This is a genomic window from Pseudomonas sp. p21 (genome assembly GCF_001642705.1).
GTDB lineage: Bacteria > Pseudomonadota > Gammaproteobacteria > Pseudomonadales > Pseudomonadaceae > Aquipseudomonas.
In genome coordinates this window covers 83,331-99,456 of record NZ_LWBV01000002.1, presented here as the reverse complement: position 1 = coordinate 99,456, position 16,126 = coordinate 83,331, and the positions used below count along the sequence as shown (strand labels likewise).

At 64.6% G+C, this 16,126-nt stretch carries 16 protein-coding genes; 11 read left to right on the top strand and 5 right to left on the bottom strand.

Annotated elements, in window-relative coordinates:
- The first annotated feature begins 3 nt into the window (after positions 1-3).
- From A4C63_RS05430 to A4C63_RS05420, 3 genes are all read left to right on the top strand, one after another.
- On the top strand, positions 4-759 hold the full coding sequence (locus tag A4C63_RS05430; RefSeq protein ID WP_063911826.1) for a DUF2076 domain-containing protein: 756 nt from the start codon (positions 4-6) through the stop codon (positions 757-759).
- 77 nt (positions 760-836) lie between these two features.
- Positions 837-1,316, top strand: a complete 480-nt coding sequence (locus A4C63_RS05425) for an NYN domain-containing protein (RefSeq protein ID WP_063911825.1) — start codon at positions 837-839, stop codon at positions 1,314-1,316.
- A gap of 8 nt (positions 1,317-1,324) precedes the next feature.
- A complete protein-coding gene (locus A4C63_RS05420; RefSeq protein ID WP_063911824.1) occupies positions 1,325-1,930 on the top strand; it encodes a PolC-type DNA polymerase III in 606 nt (201 codons plus the stop codon).
- On the opposite strand, the gene A4C63_RS05415 is transcribed toward A4C63_RS05420, so the two are convergent.
- Positions 1,927-2,376 (bottom strand): Lrp/AsnC family transcriptional regulator, encoded by a 450-nt coding sequence (locus A4C63_RS05415; protein WP_013974322.1) that lies wholly within the window; start codon positions 2,374-2,376, stop codon positions 1,927-1,929. The genes A4C63_RS05420 and A4C63_RS05415 overlap by 4 nt on opposite strands.
- A gap of 154 nt (positions 2,377-2,530) precedes the next feature.
- On the opposite strand from A4C63_RS05415, the gene yedA reads away from it, so the two are divergent.
- Positions 2,531-3,451, top strand: a complete 921-nt coding sequence (gene yedA / locus A4C63_RS05410; protein ID WP_063911823.1) for a drug/metabolite exporter YedA — start codon at positions 2,531-2,533, stop codon at positions 3,449-3,451.
- 55 nt (positions 3,452-3,506) lie between these two features.
- The gene (locus tag A4C63_RS05405; protein WP_013974320.1) at positions 3,507-4,838 is read left to right on the top strand and encodes a DEAD/DEAH box helicase; all 1,332 of its coding nucleotides are present in this window, start codon (positions 3,507-3,509) and stop codon (positions 4,836-4,838) included.
- Positions 4,839-4,955: 117 nt separating this feature from the next.
- On the opposite strand, the gene A4C63_RS05400 is transcribed toward A4C63_RS05405, so the two are convergent.
- The 3 genes from A4C63_RS05400 to A4C63_RS05390 all read right to left on the bottom strand — a co-directional run bounded on the left by A4C63_RS05400 (position 4,956) and on the right by A4C63_RS05390 (position 8,130).
- Positions 4,956-6,197: a TIGR03862 family flavoprotein gene (locus tag A4C63_RS05400; RefSeq protein ID WP_063911822.1), complete on the bottom strand. Its 1,242-nt coding sequence runs from the start codon at positions 6,195-6,197 to the stop codon at positions 4,956-4,958.
- Between the two features lie 148 nt (positions 6,198-6,345).
- Positions 6,346-7,260, bottom strand: coding sequence for a histone deacetylase (locus A4C63_RS05395; RefSeq protein WP_015271914.1), 915 nt, complete (start codon positions 7,258-7,260; stop codon positions 6,346-6,348).
- Between the two features lie 183 nt (positions 7,261-7,443).
- The gene (locus A4C63_RS05390; protein ID WP_063911821.1) at positions 7,444-8,130 is read right to left on the bottom strand and encodes a histidine phosphatase family protein; all 687 of its coding nucleotides are present in this window, start codon (positions 8,128-8,130) and stop codon (positions 7,444-7,446) included.
- A gap of 180 nt (positions 8,131-8,310) precedes the next feature.
- On the opposite strand from A4C63_RS05390, the gene A4C63_RS05385 reads away from it, so the two are divergent.
- The 5 genes from A4C63_RS05385 to gabP all read left to right on the top strand — a co-directional run bounded on the left by A4C63_RS05385 (position 8,311) and on the right by gabP (position 13,389).
- Positions 8,311-8,880, top strand: a complete 570-nt coding sequence (locus A4C63_RS05385; protein ID WP_063911820.1) for a GNAT family N-acetyltransferase — start codon at positions 8,311-8,313, stop codon at positions 8,878-8,880.
- A gap of 147 nt (positions 8,881-9,027) precedes the next feature.
- On the top strand, positions 9,028-9,897 hold the full coding sequence (gene tesB, locus A4C63_RS05380; protein WP_063911819.1) for an acyl-CoA thioesterase II: 870 nt from the start codon (positions 9,028-9,030) through the stop codon (positions 9,895-9,897).
- Positions 9,894-10,484, top strand: a complete 591-nt coding sequence (locus A4C63_RS05375) for an HAD family hydrolase (protein ID WP_063911818.1) — start codon at positions 9,894-9,896, stop codon at positions 10,482-10,484. The genes tesB and A4C63_RS05375 overlap by 4 nt, the downstream gene beginning before the upstream one ends.
- A 165-nt stretch (positions 10,485-10,649) precedes the next feature.
- On the top strand, positions 10,650-11,660 hold the full coding sequence (locus A4C63_RS05370; protein WP_063911817.1) for an NAD(P)-dependent alcohol dehydrogenase: 1,011 nt from the start codon (positions 10,650-10,652) through the stop codon (positions 11,658-11,660).
- Positions 11,661-11,997: 337 nt separating this feature from the next.
- Positions 11,998-13,389, top strand: coding sequence for a GABA permease (gabP, locus tag A4C63_RS05365; RefSeq protein WP_063911816.1), 1,392 nt, complete (start codon positions 11,998-12,000; stop codon positions 13,387-13,389).
- Positions 13,390-13,446: 57 nt separating this feature from the next.
- Here gabP and A4C63_RS05360 read toward each other — a convergent pair whose 3' ends face one another.
- Complete coding sequence (locus tag A4C63_RS05360) at positions 13,447-14,310, bottom strand: LysR family transcriptional regulator (protein ID WP_063911815.1); 864 nt, start codon at positions 14,308-14,310, stop codon at positions 13,447-13,449.
- A gap of 266 nt (positions 14,311-14,576) precedes the next feature.
- On the opposite strand from A4C63_RS05360, the gene A4C63_RS05355 reads away from it, so the two are divergent.
- Positions 14,577-16,115, top strand: a complete 1,539-nt coding sequence (locus tag A4C63_RS05355) for an MFS transporter (RefSeq protein ID WP_063911814.1) — start codon at positions 14,577-14,579, stop codon at positions 16,113-16,115.
- The last annotated feature ends 11 nt before the right edge of the window (positions 16,116-16,126 follow it).

Below are 16,126 nucleotides of genomic sequence, written 5' to 3'. Positions count from 1 at the left end.
CCCATGAATACTGAAGAACAAACCCTGATCGACGGCCTGTTCGGCCGCCTCAAGCAAGCCGAGGACCCGAGCCAGCCACGTGATGCGCAGGCCCAGGCATGCATCGAGGAACATGTACGTCAGCAGCCGGCGGCGCCTTATTACATGGCCCAGGCGATCCTGGTGCAGGAGGCAGCGATCAAGCGCCTCGACGAGCAGAACAAGCAACTGGAAGCCGAACTGAAGCAGGCCCGTGCCCAGGCCGAGGCCGCCCGTGCCGGCAGCGCGCCGAGCAATGGCGGTGGTGGTTTCCTGTCCAGCATCTTTGGTTCGTCTGGGCGCAATGCGGCCCCGGCCGTGCAACCGCAGCGTCCCGCTGCAGCCCCCGTGGCATCTGGCGGTGGCTGGCGTGAGCCGTCGGCGCCGGGCTTTTCCCAGCCACAAGCGCAGCAGCCTGGCTTTGGCGCTGCACCGGCACGCAGTGCTGCCAGCAGCTTCCTCGGCGGTGCCATGCAGACTGCAGCCGGTGTGGCGGGTGGCGTGTTGCTGGCGCAGGGTATCAGCAGCCTGTTCAACCACAACTCGCAGCCGGAGGAGGTAGTAGAGGTGATCAAGGAAGAGCCGGCGCCTGCCAGCGACAGCGGGGGCTGGAGCGACTCGGGGGCGCAGCAGCAGGTGGCTGACAACAGTGGTTGGGGCAGCGACCAGGGTGGTTATGCCGACAGCGATTATGGCAGCGATGATGGCGGGTTCTTCTCGGACGACGATTCGTACGTCTGACAGGTCTGGCATACTGCTGGCAATTATTGGGGGCGCTTTGCGCCTCCAGCATTCCAGGCCGACCAAGGGGTTCCAAGGTGAAAAAGATCGCGCTGTTCGCCGATGTGCAGAACCTCTACTACACCGTGCGCCAGGCCAACGGCTGCCATTTCAACTACACCGCCCTGTGGGCCGACGTCAGCCGCGAAGGCCAGATCGTCGAGGCCGTGGCCTATGCCATCGACCGTGGCGACAGCAAACAACAGCAGTTCCAGCAGATCCTGCGCAACCTCGGTTTCGATGTGCGCCTAAAGCCCTTCATCCAGCGCAGCGATGGCTCGGCCAAAGGTGATTGGGATGTGGGCATTACCCTGGATGTGATCGACGCCGCCAGCCGCGTCGACCAAGTGGTACTGGCCTCTGGCGATGGCGATTTCGATCTGCTGCTGGAGCGGGTGAGACAGCGCCATGGCACCGAAGCAGTGGTGTATGGTGTGCCGGGGCTTACCGCGCTCTCGCTGATCCGTGCCGCCACCCGCTATGTGCCCATCGAGGGTGCGCTGTTGCTAAAACACTGAGATTTTTCATGGAACGTATCGCTGTCATCGACTTTGAAACTACCGGCATCAGCCCCGGCGCCGGCTGCCGCGCCACTGAGGTGGCGGTGGTGATGCTGGAGGGCGGGCGCATTGTCGAGCGCTACCAGAGCCTGATGAACGCGGGTGTGCCGGTACCGGCCTTCGTCGCCGGGCTCACTGGCATCACCACCGCCATGCTGCGCAGTGCGCCGCCGGTGGAGAAGGTGATGAACGAAGTGGCCGAGTTCGTTGGTGGCACCCCGCTGCTGGCACACAATGCCGCCTTCGACCAGAAGTTCTGGGACTACGAACTGGGTCGCATCGGCCGTAGCCGCACCCAGGCCTTCGCCTGCTCCTTGCTGCTGTCACGGCGCTTGTTGCCGGCGGCGCCGAACCACAAGCTGGGCACCTTGACCCGCTGGGCCGGGCTGCCGGATACCGGTACCGCGCACCGGGCCATGGCCGACGCCGAAATGGCCGCCAACCTGCTGCAACACCTGGCCGGCGTGCTGCGCCAGGGCCATGGTGTACAGCAACTCTCGCACGACCTGCTCTGCCGCCTGCAGAAAACACCTGCCGCGAAGGTTCGTGAGACCCTGTCCAGGTTCTGTTAGGGCTTCTTCTCCAGTTGCCCCAGCGGCACCCGCCGCTCCACAGCGCTGGAGAGAATGATCGAGGTCTTGCTGAAGCCGAATTGCGCGACCCGGTTGATCAGTTCTTCCAGCTCCGGCATTGAACCCACCGCTGCCTGCATGATGACGCAGGGGTCGCCGGTTACCCGATGGCATTCGGTCAATTGGGGTATCTGGGTCAACGCTTCGTAGGCCTGCTGGTTGCCGTGGCTGGCCAGGCGCAGTTCGATCACGCACTGGATCGGCAGGCCAATCTTGCTCATGTCGACCTTGGCCTGGTAGCCGGTGATTACTCCGCTGGCCTCGAGCTTGGCCACCCGCTCGGCCACCGCCGGCGCCGACAGGTTCACCTGGCGCGCCAGTTGCGCGAAGGTGGCGCGGCCGTTGTCGAGCAGAGCGGCGAGCAGCATGCGGTCGTACTTGTCCATGGAATTTCCCTGCCTGGTTTCGATTCGATTGAAAAGCATCCGAATAACCATGCAATGCAAAGTGTTCGGGTCATTTAAAGCTGCTTTGTAACTTAAGTTTACACGGTGGCCTTTTTAAACTAAGTCACCCGTAAACGGATTTCGAGTGTTTCCCATGCCTGCCTCCCGTCGCTTCCCGTTGTTGCTCATTGGCGCTTTCCTGGCCTTGTACCTGGTCTGGGGCTCTACCTACCTGTTCATTCGCATTGGCGTCGAGAGCTGGCCACCGATGCTCATGGCCGGGGTGCGCTTCCTGATTGCCGGGGGCCTGCTGTATGGCTTCTTGCGCTGGCGCGGTGTACCGGCACCGACCTGGCCGCAGTGGCGGGCTGCGGGGGCGATCGGTTTCCTGTTGCTCAGCTGTGGCAACGGTGGCGTGACCGTGGCCGAGCATGCCGGCGTGGCCTCGGGCGTGGCGGCGCTGGCGGTGGCGACCGTGCCGCTGTTCACCTTGCTGTTCGGCCTGCTGTTCGGGCACCGCAATTCGAAGCTGGAGTGGGCGGGGATAGCCCTCGGGCTGGTGGGTATCGGCCTGCTGAACCTGGGCTCCAACCTGCAGGCAAGCCCGATTGGCGCGGCGCTGATCATCTTTGCGGCGGCGTCGTGGGCGTTCGGCTCGGTGTGGAGCAAGACCTTGCCGTTGCCCCTGGGACCCATGGCCAGCGCCGCGGAAATGCTCGTTGGTGGCGCTGTGCTGTTGCTCGGCAGCGCTCTGTCTGGCGAGCGCATGACGCAGATGCCGACCGCTGCCGGCTGGGGGGCACTGGCCTACCTGGTGTTGTTCGGTTCGATCCTAGCGTTCAGTGCCTACATGTACCTACTCAAGCACGTGCGCCCGGCAGCTGCCACCAGCTATGCCTACGTCAACCCGGCAGTGGCCGTTCTGCTGGGTATCGTCTTTGCCGGTGAGCAGATTGGTGCAGAAGAATGTGTGGCCATGGCGGTGATCATCGGCGCAGTGGTGCTGATCGGCCTACCGCAGTGGCGCAAGGCACCAGAGCCGGCGCAGCCATTGAAAGGCGAAATCTGCAAGTAGGCAGGGGTGATGCGGTAAACTTGCCGCCTTCGCTGAACCCCCTGACGGTATTGCCATGAATTTCGCCAAACTCGGCCTGATCGAACCACTGCTGCGCACCCTGCAGCAACTGGACTACACCACCCCGACCCCGGTGCAGGCCAAGGCCATCCCCGCCGTGCTGGCCGGCCGCGACCTGATGGCTGCGGCCCAGACCGGCACCGGCAAGACCGCGGGCTTTGCCCTGCCCGTGCTGCAGCGCCTGGCGCTGGAAGGCGAGAAGGTGGCCAGCAACTCGATCCGCGCGCTGGTGCTGGTGCCCACCCGTGAGCTGGCCGAGCAGGTGCACAACAACGTGCGCGAGTATGCCGAGAATCTGCCGCTGAGCACCTACGCGGTGTATGGCGGGGTCAGCATCAACCCGCAGATGATGCGCCTGCGCCGTGGTGTCGACCTGCTGGTGGCCACCCCGGGGCGCTTGCTCGACCTGTTCCGGCAGAACGCCGTGAAGTTCAACCAGGTACAGACGCTGGTGCTGGACGAAGCCGACCGCATGCTTGACCTGGGCTTTGCCGAAGAGCTGCAGTCGGTGTACGCCGCGCTGCCACGCAAGCGCCAGACGTTGCTGTTCTCCGCCACGTTCTCCGACCAGATCCGCATGCTGGCGGGGCTGGCCCTGAATGACCCGCTGAGCATCGAAGTCAGCCCGCGCAATGCCACGGCCACCAGCGTCAAACAGTGGCTGGTGCCTGTGGATAAAAAGCGCAAGGTCGACCTGTTCTGCCACCTGCTGCGCAAGCAACGCTGGAAGCAGGTGCTGGTGTTCGCCAAGACTCGCAATGGTGTGGACCAACTGGTGGAGCGCTTGCTGGCCGAGGGTGTGAATGCCGACGGCATCCACGGTGACCGCCCGCAAGCCACCCGTCAGCGTGCGCTGGACAGCTTCAAGGCCCGCGAAATCCAGGTGCTGGTGGCAACCGATGTGGCGGCCCGCGGCCTGGATATCGATGACTTGCCGCTGGTGGTCAACCTTGACCTGCCGATCGTTGCCGAGGATTACGTGCACCGCATCGGGCGTACCGGGCGGGCGGGCAACAAGGGCGAGGCCATTTCGCTGGTGTGTGCGGATGAAGTGCAGTTGCTGGCGGCGATCGAAGTGCTTACCCGGCAAACCTTGCCGCGTCATGAAGAGCCGGATTTCATCCCTGACCACCGCGTGCCGATGACCGACGCCAGTGGCCAGGTGATCAAGAAACCGAAGAAGCCCAAGAAGCCGAAAGAAAACAGCGCCAAGCGCGGGTTGGGGCGCTGGATGGACAGTGCTGAATCAGGCAGTGCGGAGCCGGCGGTGAAGGCAGTGCGCAAGGTGCCTAGTTTCAATGGTGGGGCGCGCAAGCGTAAGCCGTAGATTTGCGGTCTACGCGGTCTCTGTGGGAGCGGGTTTACCCGCGAAGAATGCGACGCGGTGTCTGGCACGGGCTTCGCCCGTGTTCGCGGGTAAACCCGCTCCCACAGGCGGACGGTGTCAGCCTTGGGATTTGAGCCAATCCGCCGCCGCCCGCCCGGCCCGCAAGCCGCTGGCAAAGCACGCCGTCAGCAGATACCCCCCGGTCGGCGCCTCCCAGTCCAGCATCTCGCCGGCACAGAACACCCCCGGCATGCCCTTGACCATCAAGCCCTCATCCAACGCCTCGAAACGTACCCCACCCGCGCTGCTGATCGCTTCATCCAGCGGCCGTGTGCGCACCAGCGTGATCGGCAATGCCTTGATCGCCCTCGCCAAGGCATCAGGGGCGGCAAAGGTCGCCTGATCGGTCAGCTCACGCAACAGCGCCGCCTTGACCCCATCGATACCCAACTGGCTGTGCAGGTGCTTGGCCATGGAGCGCGAACCCCGTGGCTTGGCCAGCGCCTGGGCAATCTTGTCCACAGGCTTGTCCGGCAACAGGTCGAGCAGCAACACCCCGTGGCCCTCACGGTTGATGGCCTCGCGCACCGGTGCTGACCAGGCATACACCAGGCTGCCTTCCACACCCTGCGCGGTGAGGATGAACTCTCCCTTGCGCGGCGCGCTGCCGGGAACGCTGAGGGCAATGTTCTTCAACGGCGCACCGGCGAACTTGTCCTTGAGCAGCGCGCTCCAGCCTGCCACTTCAAAACCGCAGTTGCTGGGCTGCAAGGGCGAAATATCCACAGCCCGTGCGGCCAGCAACGGTTGCCAGCTCCCGTCCGAACCCAGTCGGGCCCAACTGCCGCCACCCAGCGCCAACACCACTACGGCGGCCTTCACCAGCCGCTCGCCCTGTGGATAAGCAATCCGCAATGCCCCCTCGCTGTTCCAGCCCAACCAGCGGTGACGGGTGTGGATAACTACCCCGCCGTCGCGCAGGCGCTTGAGCCAGGCGCGCAGCAGTGGCGCGGCTTTCATGTCGGTGGGGAACACCCGGCCCGAAGTGCCGACGAAGGTTTCGATGCCCAGGCCGTGAATCCACTGGCGCAAGGCGTCGGCATCGAAGTCGCGCAGCAGCGCAGCAATTTCGCCCTGGCGCTCGGCATAGCGGCTGACGAACGCCGGGTAGGGCTCGGAATGGGTGATGTTCATGCCTCCGACACCTGCCAGCAGGAACTTGCGGCCCACCGAAGGCATGGCATCGAACACCTCGACCGCCAGGCCCGCCTGGGCCAGTGCTTCGGCGGCCATCAGGCCGGCTGGGCCGCCGCCGATGACGACAGCGAGGGGAGGGGAGGCGGGGCTCAGATCAGACATGGTGGGCAGCAGGCTGTGGAAAAGAGGCGCATTCTAGCGCAGCGCGGCCTGTGGAAGCACTGATCAAAAAATGATCAGTGTTCTGCAGGCCTTGCCTGTAAAGGGCTGCAGCGCCTTTCCCGCAGGTTATCCACAAGCGGTTCCACAGTCATTGTGAACAACCGATGACGCGTGCCGCGCTGTGATGAAGGATGCCGTGGCGCCTGGCCAGGGCTGCGCGGTCCTTGCTGTAGCCACCGCCGATCACGCCCACCACCGGGATGTCGCGGCCCAGGCAGTGGCGCAGCACCGCCTCGTCACGGGCGGCAACGCCTGCATCGGTCAATTGCAGATAGCCCAGGGCGTCGTCCTTGTGCACATCGACCCCGGCGTCATACAGCACCAGGTCGGGTCGATAGAGCGGCAGCAGGTAGTTGAGGGCGTCGTCCACCACCTTCAGGTAGGCCATGTCACCCATGCCGCGGGGCAGGGGGATGTCCCAATCGCTTTGCGCCTTGCGCGCCGGGAAGTTCTGTTCACAGTGCAGCGACACGGTGATGGCGTCTGGTGTGTCGTGCAGGATGCGCGCGGTGCCATCACCCTGATGCACATCGCAGTCGAAGATCAGCACCCGGTGTACCCGGCCAGCCTCCAGCAGGTAGCGGCTGATCACGGCCAGGTCGTTGAAGATGCAGAAGCCGGCAGGATGATCGTAATGGGCGTGGTGAGTGCCGCCGGCAAGGTGGCAGGCGATGCCGTGCTGCAGCGCCATCTCGGCGCTCAGCAGCGAGCCGCCTACGGCGCGCACGGTACGCCGGGCCAGGGCCTCGCTCCAGGGCAGGCCGAGGCGACGCTGGTCCTCGCGCGACAGGTCGCCGTTCATGTAGCGCTCGATGTAGCTGCGGTCGTGGGCCAGGGCGAGAATGTCGTTGGGGCAGATGTCCGGGCGCAGTAGGGCCTGGTCGGTGGTCAGCCCGCTGTCGATCAAGTGGTCGTGCAGCAGGCGGAACTTGTCCATGGGGAAGCGGTGTTCGGCAGGGAACTCCGGGCTGTAGTCTTCGTGGTAGATCAGCGGCAATGGCATGGGTGGGATCGCAATCGGGGCCAGTGCTGATCTTGCCATGAGCTTGCTGGCCGATCACGTGTAGGAGCAGCCTTGTGCTGCGAAAGGGCCGGCATGGAGGACAATGTTCTGTGGCGGCTATGGCCTCTTCGCAGCGCAAGGCTGCTCCTACACGGAATAGCGACAACCTAGACGATTGGCGTGTTATTTCGTGGTGCTGGCCAGCACCCGTTGCCAGTCCGGCTCGTTCAGGCGGCCGAGGATGCGCGCCTTGCCATTACTATCCACCGAAACGAACAGCGCACTGGCATAGCCACTCTCACGTTCGCCACCCGCAACGTTCTGCTGGCGGGCAAAATGATCGATGCAACCGTTGTGGGTCACCAGCACCAGGTTATGCCCCGGCCGTTTGTGCGCCAGCGCTTCGCTGGCGAACTGGTTGCCGCACCCTTCCAGCCACTCCTCACTGGCCACCGCCTGGCCAAGGATGAAATGCGCGGTTTGCCGTGTGCGCAGTTTCGGGCTGCTGAGCATATCGGCGTTGTTCAGGCCCAACTCGTGCAGCCCTTGGCCAACGCGGGCCGCGGCCTGGCTGCCAGCCACGGTGATGCCGGTGGGGTCGTCCAGGCACGGGCCGGGGGCGCTGTCGCAGCGCTCGGCGTGGCGGATCATCACGATCACTGCACCGCCGGCCCAGTCCTGCAGCAGGCCGCTGTCACTCAACTGTTGTTCGTTGCCAAGGTCCACGATGTGCGTCCTCGTCGCCAGCCAGGTGCTCAACGCCGCCACGACCATGCACAGGCCAAGGGCGGCACCGAGGGCTTTGCGGGTCAGGCGTCGCTTGCGCCGGGCTTGGATGGCAGGGTGCCCCTGGGTGTTGCTGATTAGCATGCATTGCTCCGTTGGCGTGGCCGCGGTTGGCGCGGCGGTGGATGGCAGGCATCCTGCCAAGCGGCCTGTCGGGGGGCGGTGAAGGACATGTGAAAATTGCATTCGGGCATGCCGGCTGGGTGAAACCAGCGCCCGCGCCTACGCTGTAAACTGCAAGACAGTAAAACCGGAGCATGTCCCATGACCCCTATCTTGCAACTGGAAAGCGCACGCCTGGTGCTGCGCCAATGGCACGACGAAGACCTGCGCGAGTTCGCTGCGATGTGCGCCGACCCGCAGGTGATGCGCTACTTCCCGGCGCCGCTGACGCGCCTGGAGGCAGCCGCGCTGATCGGCCGTGTGCGCGGGCATTTCAATGAGTACGGCTTTGGCCTGTGGGCCCTGGAGCGCAAGGACAGCGGTGCATTCATCGGCATGACCGGGTTGCTGCACGTGGGCTTCGATGCCGATTTCACGCCGGCGGTGGAGATCGGCTGGCGCCTGGCACGCCGTCACTGGGGCCTGGGTTTTGCCAGTGAGGCGGCGTGGACTTGCCTGCGTTGCGCTTTCGCCCAATTGCGCCTGGAAGAGGTGGTGTCGTTCACTAGCGAGAGCAACCTGCCCTCGCAGAAGGTCATGCAGGCCATCGGTATGCAGCAGGACCTGAACGGTAGTTTCGAACACCCCCGCCTGCCCGTGGGCCACCCGCTGCGTCCGCATGTGCTGTACCGCATCGACCGCGCACACTGGGAGCGTACCCTGCGCGCCTGAATGCATGGCCATGTCCGGCGCGAATGACAAACCCTGTATCATTTCCCTAATGGAGGGCGCTTGCCGCAAGATGTTCAGCGCCTATGAGATCGAGCGCCGCTTGGGCGGCGCATCGCGAGCAAGACTCGCTCCTACGGAGAACCCCCGATGAGTCATGTGTTGGACGACCTGGTCGACCTGTTGAGCCTCGAGTCCATCGAGGAGAACCTGTTCCGTGGACGCAGCCAGGACCTGGGCTTCCGCCAGTTGTACGGCGGGCAGGTATTGGGCCAATCATTGTCGGCGGCCAGCCAGACGGTCGAGGATGCACGCCATGTGCATTCGTTGCACGGCTACTTCCTGCGCCCTGGCGATGCCAGCCTGCCGGTGGTGTATTCGGTGGACCGCGTGCGCGATGGCGGCAGCTTCAGCACCCGGCGGGTGACGGCGATTCAGAAAGGCCAGACGATCTTTACCTGCAGCGCCTCGTTCCAGTACGACGAGGAAGGTTTCCAGCACCAGGCGCCGATGCCTGAGGTGGTCGGCCCGGAGAACCTGCCCAGTGAAGTCGAGCTGGCCCGGGCCATGGCCGACCAGCTGCCCGAGCGCATTCGCGACAAGGTGCTGTGCGCCAAGCCGATCGAGATCCGCCCGGTCACCGAGCGCGACCCGTTCAACCCCAAGCCTGGCGACCCGGTGAAGTACGCCTGGTTTCGCGCCGACGGCAACCTGCCCGATATCCCCGCCCTGCACAAATACCTGCTGGCCTACGCCTCGGACTTCGGCCTGCTGACCACTTCGTTGCTGCCCCATGGCAAATCGGTGTGGCAGCGCGACATGCAGATCGCCAGCCTCGACCACTCACTGTGGTTCCACGGCAACCTGCGTGCCGACGAGTGGCTGCTGTACGCCACCGACAGCCCTTGGGCGGGTAATGCCCGTGGCTTCTGCCGCGGCAACATCTTCAACCAGGCCGGGCAACTGGTGGCGTCGTCGTGCCAGGAAGGCCTGATTCGACATCGCAAGGACTGGGCATGAGCCTGGGCGAGGTGCGCAACTGGGTGTTCGACATGGACGGCACCCTGACCGTGGCCGTGCACGATTTTGCCGCCATCCGCGTGGCGCTGGACATCCCGGCCGAGCACGACATCCTCACCCACCTGGCGGCCTTGCCGGCGGACGAAGCGGCGGCCAAGCATGCCTGGCTGCTGGAGCACGAGCGCGACCTGGCAATTGCCTCCACGGCGGCCACCGGGGCGGTGGAACTGGTGCGCGAACTGGCCGAGCGTGGTTGTCGGCTGGGCATTCTGACCCGCAATGCCCGCGAGTTGGCGCATGTGACGCTGGAGGCCATCGGCCTGGCGGACTGCTTCCCGGTGGAGCATATTCTCGGGCGTGACGAAGCGGCGCCCAAGCCTAGCCCGGATGGGCTGCTGAAGATTGCCAATGCCTGGGGTGTGGCACCGGGTGAGCTGGTGATGGTGGGGGATTACCGGTTTGACCTGGACTGTGGGCGGGCTGCGGGGGCGCGCACGGTGCTGGTGAACCTGCCGGACAATCCGTGGCCGGAACTGGTGGATTGGCATGCGGCCGATTGCCGGGCATTGAAGGTGATGCTGGGCTGAGTTTTTGTGTCGCCTGTGCGGGCCTCTTCGCGGGTAAACCCGCTCCTACAGGGACCGCGCCGAGCTCAAGTCCAGCACTCAACCTGTGGGAGCGGGTTCACCCGCGAAGAGGCCGGACCTGTCTATGCTGAACCCCAATCTATTCCCTGAACGGAGACCCTACCCATGACCAGCAAGGCCATTTACGTAAAACCCGGCGGCGGCTACGACAAGGTCGAGGTCGGTAGCAGCGAGGCTCCTGCACCCCAGGCCGGCGAGATCACCGTGCGCCTGCACGCCAGCTCCCTCAATTATCACGATTTCGCCGTGGTCAGCGGCATGTGGGGCCCGAGCGAGCGGCGCATCCCCATGGCCGATGGCGCGGGTGAAGTGGTCGCGGTGGGGAGTGGCGTCACCGAGTTCCAGGTTGGCGACAATGTGGTCAGTACCTTCTTCCCCGACTGGCTTGACGGCCAGGCCAATGTCGAAGGCTTTGCCAGAGTGCCCGGCGACGGTATCGATGGTTACGCCCGTGAACAGGTCACCGCTCGCGCCACCGCGTTCACCCTGGCGCCCAAGGGCTTCAGCCACGCTGAAGCTGCCACGCTGACCACGGCCGGTCTCACTGCCTGGCGTGCGCTGATGAGCGACGACCACCTCAAGCCCGGCGATACGGTGCTGGTGCAGGGCACCGGTGGTGTGTCGATCTTCGCCCTGCAGTTTGCCAAGCTGGCCGGTGCGACGGTGATCGCCACCTCGTCCAGCGACGCCAAGCTGGAGCGTCTGAAGGCCCTGGGTGCCGACCACCTGATCAACTACAAGAGCACCCCGGCCTGGGGTGAGAAAGTGCGCGAGCTGACCGGCAACCGCGGCGTCGACCATGTGATCGAAGTGGGCGGCCCGGCGACGTTGGAGCAATCGATGATTGCCACGCGCATCGGTGGACATGTGTCGTTGATCGGCATCCTCACCGGCGTGGCCGGGCAGTTGCCGTTGGTGCAGGCGCTGGTGCGGCAGATTCGCCTGCAAGGCGTGCTGGTGGGCAGCCGCGCCCAGCAGCAGGCGATGGTGCGGGCGATCGATGCCAACGGCCTGCGGCCGGTGGTGGACAAGCATTTCGAGCTGGAGCAGATCGTCGAGGCGTTCCGTTATCAGGAGAGCAACCGGCATTTCGGCAAGATCTGCCTGACCTGGTAACGGCCTGGGCTGCTTTGCGGCCCAGGCACAATACACTCGAATGAAAAACAAAAGCTCCAGACGGCCCGGTGACGGGATCGGGCATGCCGTCGGTGATAGCTGGCGGCAATGTAAATACCCTGTCGTGATCGAACAGTTCCGGGGCGTTCTCGTGTAATTACCCACAGCCCTGCGCGGCTTAAATGAAACCCCACCTGCACTGACACGTTGCTCTGTGACGCGCGCCAAATATCAACAACAGAACGCGACTAACGTGTCGACTTATTGATTTCAAAGGAGATATTTTCGCCTACGCCTGCCCGTCCATCCTTGTGTCAGCAAAAAGAGAACAACATCAATGAACACCGTGGGATCTGATGGCAACCTTGCACAAGGTTTCAAGCCACGTCATGTAACGATGCTGTCCATCGCCGGCATCATCGGCGCCGGACTTTTCGTCGGCTCTGGCCATGCCATCGCGGCAGCCGGGCCAGCTACCATAGTTTCCTATTTCGTGGCCGGGGCCCTGGTGGTACTGGTCATGCGCATGCTCGGCGAAATGGCCGTGGCACACCCGGACACCGGATCGTTTTCCACCTACGCCGAGCAGGCCATCGGCCGCTGGGCCGGCTACACCATCGGCTGGTTGTACTGGTGGTTCTGGGTACTGGTGATCCCGATCGAAGCGCTGGCCGCCGGGCATGTGCTGAACGCCTGGTTCCCGCAGGTGGACAGCTGGATATTCGCCCTGGCTTCGGTGCTGCTGCTGGCCGGTACCAACCTGTTCAGCGTGGCCAAGTACGGTGAGTTCGAATTCTGGTTCGCCATTCTCAAGGTCACGGCCATTCTCGGTTTCATCGGCCTGGGTTTCGCCGCGCTGATGGGCTGGCTGCCCAACCGTGAGGTCAGTGGCCTGAGCGGCTTGATGGCCGAGCACGGCGGCTTCGCGCCGAAGGGCTGGTCGGCTGTGGTCGGTGCGTTCATCACCGTGATGTTCAGCTTCATCGGCACCGAAGCGGTGACCATCGCCGCGTCCGAATCCAGCGACCCGTCGCGCAACATCGCCAAGGCCACTCGCTCGGTGATCTGGCGCATCAGCACCTTCTACATCCTGTCGATCTTCGTGATCATTTCGGTGGTGCCGTGGAACGACCCTCAGCTGGCGGTGGTGGGTTCCTACCAGCGTGCGCTGGAGATCATGAACATTCCCAACGCGGCCTTCATGGTCGACCTGGTGGTGCTGGTGGCAGTGACCAGCTGCATGAACTCGTCGATCTACATTGCCTCGCGGATGATGTATTCGCTGGCCAAGCGCGGTGACGCCCCGGCCATGCTCAACAAGACCTCCAAGGTCGGTGTACCGCGCGCTGCGGTATTCGGTAGCACGCTGATCGGCGCGGCCATTGCCATCCTCAACTACTTCGCGCCGAAGGGCGTGTTCGAGTTCCTGCTGGCCAGCTCCGGCGCCATTGCCTTGCTGGTGTACATGGTCATCGCCATTTCGCAGCTGCGCATGCGCCGCCGCCTGGAGCGGGAGAACACCGAGCTGAAGTTCCGCATGTGGCTGTTCCCGTACCTGACCTGGGCGGTGATCCTGTTCATTGGCGGGGCACTGGCGGTCATGATGTTCACGCCTGAACACCGGGCAGAAGTGAGCTCGACATTGGGCCTGGCGATCGTGATTTCCTTCCTGGGGATCGTGACCACGCGGGGCCATGCGCAACCCGTGGCGGTGCGTTCGATGGGGTGATTGAGTTCACCTGGCGGTAGGGCAAAGGGCACCAGTGGATGGGTGCCCTTTGTTTTTTCAGCCCTCCATCATCTTGATGTATCTGATTGTCGCTGGCGCTTTCTCGAAGCGCCGGTGAATCAGGCTAAGCCACGAGCTGGCCTGGCAGTCGACAATACGCCGGTAGTTCACCTGCGGCAGGCTGATGCGCTGTACCACCGATTCCGGCACCACTGCGATGCCTTGGCCGAGTGACACCAGGGTGATCACCGCCACCAGGCTACCCGGCTGTGGGCCGAGCCTCGGGACGAAGCCACCTTGTGCCGCTACCTCCAGCGTGCCGGAGATCTGCTCGGGCAGGATGAAGGTTTCATTGGCCAGGCGCGAAGCCGGGATCTGCGGAACCTCATTGATCCGCGAGCTGGCGGGCAGGGCCAGGACGAAACCTTCCTGGTGCAAGGCGATGGCTTCGAGCTCTTCGGGCAGCTCCAGCGGCGAGCGCACATAGGCAAGGTCGAGCAGGCCATCGCGGACCATGCCGGGCAGTTCGGCCATGGGCAATTCGCGAATATTCAGGCGCACGCCGGGGCAGGTTTCGCTGTAACGGCTGACTTGCTGCTGGAGCATGCCCGAGTACGCGGCCGAGGCCACATAGCCCAGCTCGATGCGCCCGCTTTCGCCTCGGGCTGCCCGTTGCGCGCCCAGTTGCGCGGCGTCGAACTGGCGTACGGCATGTTCGGCCTCGATCAACAGGGCCTGGCCGGCGGCGGTGAGGTTGACCTCGCGCTGGTTGCGCTCGAACAGGCGCACGCCCAGTTCGCGCTCCATGTCCTGGATCTGCCGGCTGAGGGTGGGCGGGGCGATGCCCAGTTGCTCGGCGGCGCGGGTGAAGTGACCGTGGCGGGCGACGCAGAGGAAGTAGCGGAAATGGCGGATTTCCATGGGTGTTACCTACAGGGTAATGACGCAGGCCGCCGGGGCTAACAAGCCTGGGGGCTGGCGGCGTTATGGTGAGGCCAACACTACAAGGCTGGTGGCTTGGCGGCAAAGGCTGCCTGGGGGTTGCTACAGGTATTGCGCAATCCTCGAAGGCGGTGCGGTTTCTGTAGGAGCTGGCTTGCCTGCGATGGGCTGCAAAGCAGCCCCCGGCGATCTTGCAGGCCAACAACACCGCCAAATCCAACCAGCCCTGCATCCGGAGTCTCACCATGCCCTCTGCGCGTTTCACCCTGCTCACCGCCTCCCTGGTCTGCGCCCTGATCATCCTCGACACCAACATCGTCGCGGTCAGCCTGCCCAGCATTGCCCGCGACCTGTCCGGCTCGTTCGCCGATATCGAATGGGTGGTCAGCGCCTACCTGCTGGCCTTCGCCGCCTGCCTGCTGCCCGCCGGCAGCCTGGCCGACCGCTTTGGTCGCCGCCGCATGCTGCTGCTCGGGCTGGCCCTGTTCGGCCTGGCGTCACTGGCCTGCGGCGCGGCGCCCAACCTGCTGTTCCTCGACCTGGCCAGGGCAGCCAAGGGCGTTGGCGCGGCATTGCTGCTGACCTCGGCCCTGGCCGCGATCGGCAACCGCTTCCACCAACCTCAGGAGCGCATGCGCGCCTGGGCCTTCTGGGGCGCCTGCATGGGCGCCACCATCACCTTTGCGCCGCTGCTGGGCGGGGTGATCGCCAGTACCCTGGGCTGGCGCTGGATCTTCTACATCAACTTGCCGTTGGTGGCGCTGCTTGCGGTAATGGTGCTGCGCAGTGTCGAGGAGTCCCGCGACAGCGCCGCGGCCCGGCTCGACCCGTGGGGCAGCCTGACCTTCGCCGGCAGCCTGGGCTACCTGATCTGGGCGATGATCGATGCCAACCAGGTGGGCTGGGGCAGCGCGCAAACCCTCGCTCGACTGGTGATCAGTGCCTTCCTGTTCGGCCTGTTCGTCATGGTCGAGCGCAGCCAGGAACGGCCGATGATCGACCTGCGGCTGATGCGTAGCGGGCGCTTCGTTGGCGCCTTGCTGGGCATGTTCGCCTACGCCGCCTGCGCCCAGGTGATGATGACCCTGCTGCCGCTTTACTTGCAGAACGGCCTGCAGTTGTCGGCCCTGGCTGCAGGAGCGGGCATGCTGCCGTTTGCCGTGGCCATGCTGCTGACGCCACGTCTGGGCATGCGCCTGGCTGCGCACTTGAGCCCGGCGCAGGTGTTCGCGCTTGGGCTGGTGCTGGTGGGGGCGGGTAACCTGCTGTGTGCCTGGGCTGCGGGCCATGGCGGCTATAGCGCATTCGCCCTGGCCAGCCTGGTGCTGGGCGCTGGTGCCGGGCTGTTGAATGGCGATACGCAGAAGAACATCATGGCTTGTGTGCCGCGTGAGCGTACGGGCATGGCTTCGGGGTTGAGTACCACCACGCGGTTCGGGGCGATCGTGCTGGCCATTGGAGTGCTCGGTGGCGTGCTGGCTGCTCGTAGCGGGCAATTGCTGCACGAGGCCATGGCTGTGGTGGCGCCCGGGCAATCGGGGCAGGTTACCGCGATGGCCACGCGGGTTGCCGCTGGGGACTTGCACGCGGCGTTGGGGTTGCTTGAGCCCGGGTTGCGGGAAACGGTGGCCCCCTTGGCCCGCCAGGCGTTCATCGGAGGCTTCGAAGCCGTGTTGCAGGTCGCGGGTGTGGCGGCGCTGCTGTTTGCGGTGCTGGTCGGCGTGTTGCTGAGCCGGCCGTTGCCAGCCATGCCGGAGGGGTTGCTGGCTGAGGGGCAATCATGAAGCGGGCGGCG

Excerpts from the sequence above, each read along its gene's own strand:
- A4C63_RS05385 (WP_063911820.1), top strand. The coding sequence starts at position 8,311 with ATGACCCCTATCTTGCAACTGGAAAGCGCACGCCTGGTGCTGCGCCAA.
- A4C63_RS05405 (WP_013974320.1), top strand. The coding sequence starts at position 3,507 with ATGAATTTCGCCAAACTCGGCCTGATCGAACCACTGCTGCGCACCCTG.
- A4C63_RS05395 (WP_015271914.1), bottom strand. The coding sequence starts at position 7,260 with ATGCCATTGCCGCTGATCTACCACGAAGACTACAGCCCGGAGTTCCCT.
- A4C63_RS05360 (WP_063911815.1), bottom strand. The coding sequence starts at position 14,310 with ATGGAAATCCGCCATTTCCGCTACTTCCTCTGCGTCGCCCGCCACGGT.
- tesB (WP_063911819.1), top strand. The coding sequence starts at position 9,028 with ATGAGTCATGTGTTGGACGACCTGGTCGACCTGTTGAGCCTCGAGTCC.
- A4C63_RS05400 (WP_063911822.1), bottom strand. The coding sequence starts at position 6,197 with ATGTCTGATCTGAGCCCCGCCTCCCCTCCCCTCGCTGTCGTCATCGGC.
- A4C63_RS05355 (WP_063911814.1), top strand. The coding sequence starts at position 14,577 with ATGCCCTCTGCGCGTTTCACCCTGCTCACCGCCTCCCTGGTCTGCGCC.
- A4C63_RS05415 (WP_013974322.1), bottom strand. The coding sequence starts at position 2,376 with ATGGACAAGTACGACCGCATGCTGCTCGCCGCTCTGCTCGACAACGGC.
- A4C63_RS05390 (WP_063911821.1), bottom strand. The coding sequence starts at position 8,130 with ATGCTAATCAGCAACACCCAGGGGCACCCTGCCATCCAAGCCCGGCGC.
- yedA (WP_063911823.1), top strand. The coding sequence starts at position 2,531 with ATGCCTGCCTCCCGTCGCTTCCCGTTGTTGCTCATTGGCGCTTTCCTG.
- A4C63_RS05375 (WP_063911818.1), top strand. The coding sequence starts at position 9,894 with ATGAGCCTGGGCGAGGTGCGCAACTGGGTGTTCGACATGGACGGCACC.
- A4C63_RS05370 (WP_063911817.1), top strand. The coding sequence starts at position 10,650 with ATGACCAGCAAGGCCATTTACGTAAAACCCGGCGGCGGCTACGACAAG.
- A4C63_RS05430 (WP_063911826.1), top strand. The coding sequence starts at position 4 with ATGAATACTGAAGAACAAACCCTGATCGACGGCCTGTTCGGCCGCCTC.
- gabP (WP_063911816.1), top strand. The coding sequence starts at position 11,998 with ATGAACACCGTGGGATCTGATGGCAACCTTGCACAAGGTTTCAAGCCA.
- A4C63_RS05420 (WP_063911824.1), top strand. The coding sequence starts at position 1,325 with ATGGAACGTATCGCTGTCATCGACTTTGAAACTACCGGCATCAGCCCC.